The sequence below is a fragment of the Actinomycetes bacterium genome (genome assembly GCA_036510875.1).
GTDB lineage: Bacteria > Actinomycetota > Actinomycetes > Prado026 > Prado026 > DATCDE01.
This window is the reverse complement of record DATCDE010000052.1, coordinates 1-9,773: the sequence shown is the minus strand read 5'-3', so window position 1 is coordinate 9,773 and position 9,773 is coordinate 1. Positions and strand designations below refer to the sequence as shown.

At 69.6% G+C, this 9,773-nt stretch carries 7 protein-coding genes; 5 read left to right on the top strand and 2 right to left on the bottom strand.

Annotated features, from left to right (window positions below; genetic code table 11):
- Positions 1-3,462, top strand: a 3,462-nt coding sequence (locus VIM19_03010; protein ID HEY5183881.1) for a 2-oxoacid:acceptor oxidoreductase family protein, incomplete at its 5' end; no start/stop codon positions are given.
- Positions 3,459-6,221: a sulfide/dihydroorotate dehydrogenase-like FAD/NAD-binding protein gene (locus VIM19_03005; protein HEY5183880.1), complete on the top strand. Its 2,763-nt coding sequence runs from the start codon at positions 3,459-3,461 to the stop codon at positions 6,219-6,221. The genes VIM19_03010 and VIM19_03005, both read left to right, overlap by 4 nt.
- 126 nt (positions 6,222-6,347) lie before the next feature.
- Here VIM19_03005 and VIM19_03000 read toward each other — a convergent pair whose 3' ends face one another.
- Entirely contained in the window at positions 6,348-6,617 is a 270-nt protein-coding gene (locus VIM19_03000; protein HEY5183879.1) for a transposase, read from the bottom strand.
- Between the two features lie 291 nt (positions 6,618-6,908).
- Positions 6,909-7,136, bottom strand: coding sequence for a methylglyoxal synthase (locus tag VIM19_02995; protein HEY5183878.1), 228 nt, complete (start codon positions 7,134-7,136; stop codon positions 6,909-6,911).
- A 414-nt stretch (positions 7,137-7,550) separates the two neighbouring features.
- Here VIM19_02995 and VIM19_02990 point away from each other — a divergent pair, with 414 nt between their 5' ends.
- From VIM19_02990 to VIM19_02980, 3 genes are all read left to right on the top strand, one after another.
- Entirely contained in the window at positions 7,551-8,234 is a 684-nt protein-coding gene (locus VIM19_02990; GenBank protein HEY5183877.1) for a hypothetical protein, read from the top strand.
- 68 nt (positions 8,235-8,302) lie between these two features.
- Positions 8,303-8,959 carry a DUF2306 domain-containing protein gene (locus tag VIM19_02985; GenBank protein ID HEY5183876.1) on the top strand — a complete coding sequence of 219 codons (657 nt, stop codon included), beginning with the start codon at positions 8,303-8,305 and terminating at the stop codon, positions 8,957-8,959.
- Positions 8,956-9,237, top strand: coding sequence for a hypothetical protein (locus tag VIM19_02980; GenBank protein ID HEY5183875.1), 282 nt, complete (start codon positions 8,956-8,958; stop codon positions 9,235-9,237). The genes VIM19_02985 and VIM19_02980 overlap by 4 nt, the downstream gene beginning before the upstream one ends.
- Positions 9,238-9,773: the final 536 nt, after the last annotated feature.

The following is a 9,773-nucleotide window of genomic DNA, read 5'->3' as shown; positions in this document are numbered from 1 at the left end:
ATGGAGGTTCTCCAGGACAAGCTCCGCGCCGCGTACCCCGAGACCGTCGCGATGGCGCTCGAAACCGAGCCGAACCCGGTGCTGCTGCCGCCCTCGGCGATCAGGATCCGCTTCCACTCCGTCGGCGGCTACGGCACCATCGCCACCGGCAAGCTGCTCACCGACATCCTCGCCGGCGTGCTCGGCATGCACTCCAAGTCCGCGCCCAAGTACGGCTCGGAGAAGAGCGGCGCGACCACCAACTACTACATCACCCTGAGCCCGGAGCCGGTGCTGCTCACGAACGCCGAGCTCGAGGATGTCGAGATCGTCGTCTCGCCCGACCACAAGTCGTTCATCCACGCCAACCCGCTCAAGGGTCTGGTCGAGGGCGGCACGTTCATCCTGCAGTCCGAGCTCCCGCCCGAGGAGGTCTGGCGCGAGCTGCCGAAGTACGCCCGCCGGACCATCCGCGACAAGCACATCCGCTTCCTCGTCGTCGACGCGTTCAGCGTGGCCAAGAAGCACGCCCCGTCCGCCGAGCTCGAGCTGCGGATGATGGGCATCGCGTTCATCGGTGCCGTGGTGGGTCACCTTGACCGGGTGAGCCAGGGAGCCTCAGCCGAGGCCATCCGCGAGAAGGTGCGAGCCCAGATCGCCAAGAAGTTCGGCGGCAAGGGCGAGGCCGTCGTCGAGGGCAACATGGAGGTGATCCGCGAGGGCATGGAGGCGGCCCGCGTCGTCGAGTACGACGCCCCGGAGTTCCTCGCCATAGACGAGGAGACCGGGCCCGCGCACACGCTGCTCAGCGTGGCGCTGTCGGCATCCATGTGCACGAGTCCCACGGCGTCGTCGGCGAGCGCCCTGTTCGACCCTGCCTACTACGAGGACCTCGTCGCGCGGCCGTTCCGCGAGGGCACCATGGCCGAGGCGCCGGTGCTCCCGGGCGTCGGCCTGTTCATGCCGGCGGGCACCGCTGCTTCCAAGGACAAGGGCCTCTTCCGGCGTACGGTGCCGCAGTTCCACTTCGACACCTGCACCGGGTGCATGGAGTGCGCCCTGGTGTGTCCCGACGCCGCCATCCCCAACACAGTGAACGAGATCCACGACCTGCTGCTCACGGGCATCAAGGAACTCGACCTCGTGCCCGCGCAGAGCGAGGCGCTTCGCACCCAGATATACCCGCTCGCCGAACGGGTGCGCGAGTCGTACCGGCAGGACAAGTCGCCGCGCGCCTTCCACGAAGTCGTGGCCGAGGCCGTCACCACGCTCGACGCCGACAGCCCTACCCTGCTGCGCCACCTCGGCAGCCTCGTCGACATGCTTGCCACCTACCCGGTGGCCCGCACCCGGCCGTTCTTCGACGCGATGGAGGGCGAGGTGCCGGGCACGGGCGGGCTGTTCTCCGCCACGATCGACCCGTGGAAGTGCACCGGCTGCCTGGAGTGCATCGAGGTCTGCGGACCGGGAGCGCTCACTCCGCTCGACCAGGACGCCGAGGTGCTCGACGAGCTGCAGCGGCGCTTCGAGTTCATGACCGAGCTGCCGAACACCCCCAAGCGTTTCCATGCCGGGTCCACCGGGGCCGACGGCGACCTCAAGCGGATGCTGCTCGACCACCCCACCTTCTACTCCACCGCCGGCGGCCACGGTGGCTGCCGCGGCTGCGGCGAGGTCACCGCGATCCGCCTGGTCATGGCCACGAGCCACGCGCTCGGTGACGGCCGTCGGCGGGCGCACGTGCGGGAGCTCGACTCGCTCCTGGCCCGGTTGCAGGACAAGCTCGACAGCCTCGGCCCCGACGACACAGAGCGCCATGAGCGCATCGCCGCGATCATCCTCACGCTGGAGTCGCGGCTGTACCTGTACGAGAGCGGGCCGTCGGGCAACGGTCCGGCCTCGACGGTGGTCGCCAACGCCACCGGGTGCAGCAGCGTCTACGCCTCGACGATGCCGTACAACGCGTACCTCGACCCGTGGGTGAACAGCCTCTTCCAAGACTCCCAACCGCTGGCCAAGGGCATCTTCGAGGGCATCTCGGCCCAGGTGGTCTCGGACGTCCGTGCCCTGCGCATCGCGCGGCTCGAGCTCGACGACGCGTACGACCCCACGGTGCACGAGCAGGAGTTCCGGATGCTCTCCTGGGAGGAGTTCACCTCCGAGGAGCTCGACCTGCTGCCGACGGTGCTCACCATCGGGGGTGACGGCGCCAGCTACGACATCGGCTTCGGGGCGATGTCGCGCGTGCTGGCAAGCGACACCCCCATCAAGGTGCTCGTGCTCGACTCCGGGGCTTACTCGAACACCGGGGGTCAGGCCTCCACCTCGAGCTACACCGGCCAGGACTCCGACCTGGCCCGCTTCGGCGGTGCCCACCACGGCAAGCATGAGGGCCGCAAGGAGCTGGGCCTGCTGGCCAGCTTCCATCCCCACGTGTTCGCCTGCGCCACCAGCACCGCCATGCACGGGCACTTCCTGCAGAGCACCATGCGCATGCTGGAGTACCCCGCACCGGCGGTGATGGACGTGTACACCCCGTGCGGCGGTGAGCAGGGCATCTCCGAGTCGTCATCGAACGCCCGGGCACGGCTGGCGGTCGAGAGCCGGATGCACCCGCTGTTCGTGCACGACCCGAGGCGCGGCGAGACGCTGCACGACTGGTTCTCGCTCGAGGGCAACCCCGACATCGGCTCGACCTGGACCACCAGCACGCTGGAGTACCTCGACGACGCCGGGCAGCTGCAGCTGATGAGCACGCCGCTCACCCCGGCCGAGTTCGCTCTCGGGGAGGTGCGGTTCAAGAAGCAGTTCGCCCGGCTCTCGCCGGATGACGAGGCCACCGGTGTGCCGATCCACGAGTACGTCGAGCTGCCGGTGTCCGAGCGGGGCGCCCGCATCCCGTACGTGCTGGCCACCGACGACGACCGGCACCTGATCAAGGTGGCCTGCTCGCACTCGATCGTGGCGCTCGTCGAGGACCGGCGGCGGTACTGGCAGACGCTGCAGTACCTCTCCGGGGTGCACGAGGCCCAGCTGACCGCGCTGCACCGGACCGACCTCGAGGCGCTGCGGACGCTGTACGAGGCTGCGACCGAGCAGCGCGAGAGCTCGTTGGACGACATCGCCCGGGCCATGTCCGAGCTCGCGACCTCGAGCCGGGCGCCGGCCGGTGCCGGTGTGGGCGTGCCGGGAGGCGCACCCGCCGCCGCTGCTGCCCCACCCGGTCGGGCTGCCTCGGCCATCGCCGTGGTCGACGCGCCGGTGAACCTCGACCGGGCCGACCTCCCGCTGTGCAACGACTGCGGCACCTGCTACCAGGAGCTGCCGCAGTTCTTCGAGAAGACCACGATGATCATCGACGGCGAGGCCCGCCAGGTGGCGCAGATGATCCCCGGCGCTCTCGAGCGCGTCGAGGTGACCCCGCAGATCGCCAGCCGCATCGCCCGGGTCCGCAAGTCCTGCGACGCGGAGATCATCCGATGAGCCCAACCTCCGAGCCCGCCGCGCCGCAGGTCGAGCCGTACGACCGCCGGCTCGACCTGCTCGCGCGGCGATTGGTGAGCGAACCGCGAGCCTTCCGTGAGCTGTTCATCTCCGACGGCATGGCCGCCGTGGCGTGGGAGTTCCAGCAGCCCGAGCTCGGGCCCGAGTTCGTCACCACCTTGTGGGAGGCGCTGCTGCGCGACGACGACGGCAGCACCGTCCTCATGCGCTACGTGTGGGATCTCCCGCTGGGCATGAAGCGCAAGCTCATCCGTGGCCTGGACGAGCACCTCGGTGAGCGCTACCCGATGTTCTCCGGGCTCTCGGTCGACTGGCCGTCGCGGAACGCGATCCCGCCGTACATCCGTGAGGCAGGCGCCCGCTCGCACGACTTCGGTCTCGTCAACCAGGGGTATCTGGGGTACATGAGCATTGGCTACACCGCCCGCGAGGTCGACCTGTTCGTGTGGCTCGAGGTGATGCGCGACAAGCAGTGCGAAGAGAAGCCGTGCGAGCTCGGGGTGTTCCTCGCGGAGCACCGGGAGCCCAAGGGCGGGTGCCCGGTCTCGATCCACATCCCGCAGGTGATCGACCTCATCGGCAAGGGCCGCTTCACCGACGCGCTGGAGCTGATGGAGGCGAGCAACCCGCTGCCCGACGTGACCGGCCGGGTGTGCCCGCAGGAGCTGCAGTGCCAAGGGGTGTGCCTGCAGAAGCTGCCGATCGCCATCGGCCAGCTCGAGTGGTTCTTGCCCGAGCGGGAGAAGCTCGTGCACCCCGACGCCGATGCCCGACGGTTCGCGGGGGTGCGCAACCCGTGGGAGGTCGCGACCAGGCCGCCGGTGGCGATCGTGGGCTCTGGCCCCTCGGGGCTCATCAACGCCTACCTGCTCTCCGCTGAGGGCTTCCCCGTCACCGTCTTCGAGGCGTTCCACGCGCTCGGCGGCGTGCTGCGGTACGGCATCCCCGAGTTCCGGCTGCCCAACGACCTCATCGACGACGTGGTGGGCAAGATCGGCCTGCTCGGCGGGCGGTTCGTCCAGAACTTCGTGGTGGGCAAGACAGCAACGCTGCAGGACCTGCGTGACGCCGGGTTCTGGCGCATCTTCGTGGGCACCGGCGCCGGACTGCCGCGGTTCATGAACATCCCGGGCGAGCCCCTGCTCAACGTGATGTCGGCCAACGAGTTCCTCACCCGCGTCAACCTCATGCAGGGCCTGCGGGCCGATCACGCGACCCCGCTGCCGGAGATCGACGGACGCACGGTGCTGGTCATCGGTGGGGGAAACACCGCGATGGACGCCGCCCGCACGGCCCGGCGGCTCGGTGGACACGTCACCATCGTCTACCGCCGGACGCAGAGCGAGATGCCCGCCCGGGTCGAGGAGCTGCATCACGCGCTCGAGGAGGGCATCGCGCTGAAGGTTCTGCGCTCGCCCGCGGAGTTCGTCGGCGACGACCGCACCGGTTTCGTCACCGCCACCACGCTGGAGGTGATGGAGCTCGGCGAGCCCGACGCGTCGGGCCGCCGCCGTCCGGTGGCCACGGGCGCCACGGAGGTGATGCCCGCGCACCTGGTCATCATGGCGCTGGGCAACGACGCCAACCCGATCATCAAGGACTCCGAGCCGCGGCTGCACACCTCGAAGTGGGGCACGATCGACCTGGACCACAGCGGTTCCCAGGAGACCACGCTGCACGGCGTCTACACCGGCGGCGACGCGGCGCGTGGCGGGTCGACCGCCATCCGGGCCGCCGGCGACGGGCAGGCCGCGGCACGCGAGATCCTCGGGGCCGTCGACCTCGCGCCGGAGGCCATCGCGGCCATGGTCGCGCAGGCGAAGGACTACACCGACATCGCAGCCGCACCCGCGACGATCGTGGCCAAGGCCGAGCTCAGCGACGGCATCGTGGAGTTCACGGTGCGCTCACCGCTCATCGCCCGCGCCGCCCGCGCCGGTCAGTTCGTGCGGGTGCTCCCCGAGCCCGACGGCGAGCTGATCCCGCTCACGCTCGCCGACTGGGACGTCGAGGCCGGCACCATCACCCTGGTGGTCCAGGGGGTGGGCACCAGCAGCATCGAGATCAACGCGATGTCGGTGGGCGACGCCTTCGCGGGCGTCGCCGGCCCGCTCGGGCGCGCCAGCGACATCCATCGCCATGTTGACGGCGGCACCGTGGTGTTCACCGCGGGCGGGCTGGGGCTGCCCCCGGCCCTGCCGATCCTGCGCGAGCACCTGCGGGCTGGCAACCACGTCACGCTCGTGTCCGGCTTCCGCAGCGCAGACCTGATGTTCTGGACCGGTCCGGACGAACGGGTCGGCCGGTTGCAGGCCGAGTACCGCGAGCAGCTCGACGTCGTCTTCACCACCGACGACGGCACGTACGGCGTGCCGGGCTTCGTCACCGGGCCGCTGGGGGAGATGGTCCAGGCCCGTGCGCGAGCCGAGGGACGCCGGGTGGCCGAGGTGGTGACCATCGGTCCGCCGCTGATGATGCGGGCGGTGAGCGACCTGTGCCGCGAGCACGACGTGCCGTGCGTGGCCAGCCTAAACTCGATCATGGTCGACGCCACCGGCATGTGTGGGGCGTGCATGGTTCCGGTCGTCATCGACGGCGCGCTGGTGCGCAAGCACGCCTGCATCGACGGCCCGGAGATCGACGCCCACATCATCGACTGGGACAAGCTCCTGCCCCGGTTCGGTCAGTTCCGGGCCCAGGAGCGGGCGAGCATGGCCGAGCATGGCCTGATCACATAACCCAGAGGTCGCAGGTTCAAATCCTGCCCCCGCTACGGAATAAGTGCAGGTCAGTGGCGTCGCATGAAGATGCGGCAGCCTGTGGCGTGCCTCGGGGAGCGAATGCGGTTGGTCGCCGGCGGGGGGTTACCCGCTGGTCGCTGTTCGGTGGCGGTGGATCTTGAGCAGGTTCGCGGTGGTGCAGATCAGCTTCCATTCGCTATCGACTGCTGAGAGTCCTCGTCGGGTGAATCGGCGGTAGCCACGGTTGTGTTTGATCTGGCCGAAGACAGGCTCGACGGTGATCTTGCGTTTGGCGTATCGGGCGGCGTAGTCAGGTTCGGCCAGCGAGTGATGGACATACTTCGCATCTGACTGCGGGATCTGAACGTCAGAGGTTCGAGTCTTCTCGGGCACTCTCTCGGGCACTCTCGGGGGCGCATTGTTCGAGACAGCAGCACGACCAGGTCGGCCGTACCGACGGGTGCAGGGGTCTCATTGCTACCGCGGGCGGGGATGCGAACTCCAGGGCTCCGCGCGACCGCCCGTGCGGCTATCGGGAGGCCTGTCGGTTGCGCCGGCCCGCGACGATCAGAGGTCGGGTCGCCCCGCTCGGAGGTTGGGTCGCACGGCGCCCTAGTCGCCAGCGCGCAGGGGTGATGAGATCAGCATGTCCGCGGTGGCGAGGGTCGACGCCACAGCGATGCTCTAGACGGCCGCGATCCGCGGCAGGGCCTTGAACGTCGGGGTCGTGGGCTGCGGCTCCTGGGGGTTCCAGAGGAACACGAGGACGTCGATGAGGCCCTCGGCGATCCTCGCTCCGATCTGCTGGTCACCGCCCAGCGGGCCGCTGAGGAAGCGGTGGACACGCAGCCCGACTTCGAACTCGAGCGAGCTGCGCGTCGTACCGGTCGCATTGAGCTTGTGCGCCGCCAGCCCCGCGGCTGAGCTCGGCCCAGATCACGACTTCGGCGTTCTTGCCTTCGTTTGCGACGAGAGCGATCCGTCGTGGTGTTCGCCTCACCGCTGCCTCCGGAATGCGTGGTCGTGATGCAGGCGTGCATCACGACCTCACCCCAACCGTGAGTCCCGAAGGTTGCCATCACGTGTCGAGCGGGTGCCCCAGCCCGGTGTGTGGGCAGGCTCACCCGGCGGCCGCTGCGTCAGTCGCTGTCACGCAGCCGACCGCAGCGGCCAGCTGCGAGGAGAAGCGACGGCTGAACGCGACCGACGCGGGCGACTCACCACCTTGGTCACATCACCTGGTGATGTGGGGTCACCACCTTGATTCCTACCGTGCAGGACATCGCCGGACACACCGCCCGGCCCCCCAGGACCCAGGAGTCCGTCATGACCATCATCACCACCACCGGCCTCACCCGGGCCGCCGGCATTAGCGCCGCGGTCGCGGGAGCGCTCTTCATCGCCGTCCAGATCAACCACCCGCCCATGGACGTGGCCTCGGTCGCCACCACCGAGTGGGTCGTGCGCAACTCGGCGAAGGTCGTCATGGCTGCTCTGGCGCTCGCCGGGATCACCGGCATGTACCTCCGGCAGGTCCGCCAGGTCGGCCTGCTCGGGCTCGTCGGCTACCTGCTGTTCGGCGCCGGCTACCTGCTCATGTTCAGCACCGAGGTCATCTCCGCCGACGTCCTCCCAGGCCTGGTGCATCTCGCGCCGGGCTACGTCAACGACGTCGTGGTCGCGGCCGCCGGAGGCACACCGGTCGGCGACATCGGGGCGATGAAGACCGTGCTCGCCGTCACCGGAATCGGCTACATGGTCGGAGGCCTCATCTTCGGCATCGCACTGTTCCGCGCCCGCATCCTGGCGCGGTGGGCGTCGGCACTCCTCGCGGTGGGCACCGTCGCGACGGCCTCCCTCGCAGTCCTGCCCGAGTGCTTCAACCGGCCGATGGCCGTCCCGGTCGGCGTCGCCCTGATCGGCCTCGGCATCTCCCTCTGGCGCGACCAGCGCGCTCAGGCCCCTGAGACCGCTGTCGCGACCACCCGCATCGAGCACGCGAGCGTCTGATGACCAGTCGTCGGACTTCGGGACTGCCGGGGCGACCGCCCCGGCAGTCCCGGCAACGGAGCTGGCCGGTGCCCATCGCCCTGCTGCTGCTCAGTGCCGTCCCGGTGCTGGCCGGGACGCTGCGGCTGGTCCAGCTGGCCGGTGGTCCCGCGCTGATGCCCGCCGACCACCGGTTCGGTGGCTTCCCGCTCCCTCTGATGACCCACATCGTCATGGCCAGCACGTACGCGGTCGTCGGTGCCTTCCAGTTCGTGCCCCGGTTCCGTCGCAACCACCGGGGCTGGCACCGCGGTGCTGGCCGGGTCCTGGCCGCGGCCGGACTGCTCGTCGCCGGCTCGGCGCTCTGGATGACGTTGTTCAACGCACCCCAGCCCGGGACGGGCTTCCTGCCCTACGTGCTGCGCCTCGTGTTCGGATCAGCGATGGCCGCGTGCCTGGTCCTCGGCGTCACCACGATCCGCCGCGGCGACGTCGCCGGTCACCGCGCCTGGATGATCCGCGGCTACGCCATCGGCCTCGCCGCCGGGACACAGGCGTTCACCGGAGGCATCAGCGGCGCGCTGTTCTGCACCGGCGTGACACAAGGCGATCTCGCCGAGGCAGCCGCGTGGGCGATCAACCTCGCTGTCGCGGAGTTGATGATCCGCCGCCACACCGGCCCTGGGCCATCGAGCCGCCCCGTCCGCGCCGACCGACGTTCCGCACCTGCGGGAGCGCCGTCGTGACCGCCAGCGACCACCAGACCTACCAGTTCCGCGTCGCCGGGCACCTCGACGACCGATGGTCGGCCTGGTTCGGCGAGCTCACCATCTCTCGCTACGACGACGGCACGTGCACGCTCACGGGGCCGGTGGCCGACCAGGCGCAGCTCCACGGGATCCTCGCGCGGCTTCGCGACATCGGCGCCACCCTCGTGTCGCTGAACGCGATCGACAGTGACGACGAGCAGGGCGAAGGCGGCAGCGCGTCGACGATGGCTGGACGGCCGGTCCGACCACGCTGACCATCCCACCGCGCAGCGGTCGGAGATCAGCGCCCGGTCAGCAGACCCAGCTCACGGCCGCGGCGCACGGCTGCGCGGCGGTTGTTGACGCCGAGCTTGGCGTAGATGTTCTTGGTGTGGCTGCGCCGTGTTCAGCGACACAAACAGGTGCTGGGCGATATCGGGACCGTCGGTCCCGCCGCGACCTCGAGGGCCGAACATGCGCGACGACCAGCGCCGCGTCCTCGTCGTACACCACCCGCTCGACCGTCGCATGCTCGATCCCGAGCAGCCCAGCCCATACCGTTGACCCGCGCACGCCGTTCCCTCACGCCCTCAGTTCCAGCCTTCGACAGCAGGAACCGTAGGCGGGGAACGGCGTGTGGCACGTCACGGGTCAGTCAGGTACCCACGGATCTCGCTTTCCGCACATCTCGGCACAGGTTTCACGACGTGATGCCGTAGGCACTGTGCGGCACCTTGAGTAGGTCGAGCACCTGGGCTTGGATGCGCGTCAGCTCGGGAGCGAAGGTCTGCACGATCTGTCCGTTGCTGAC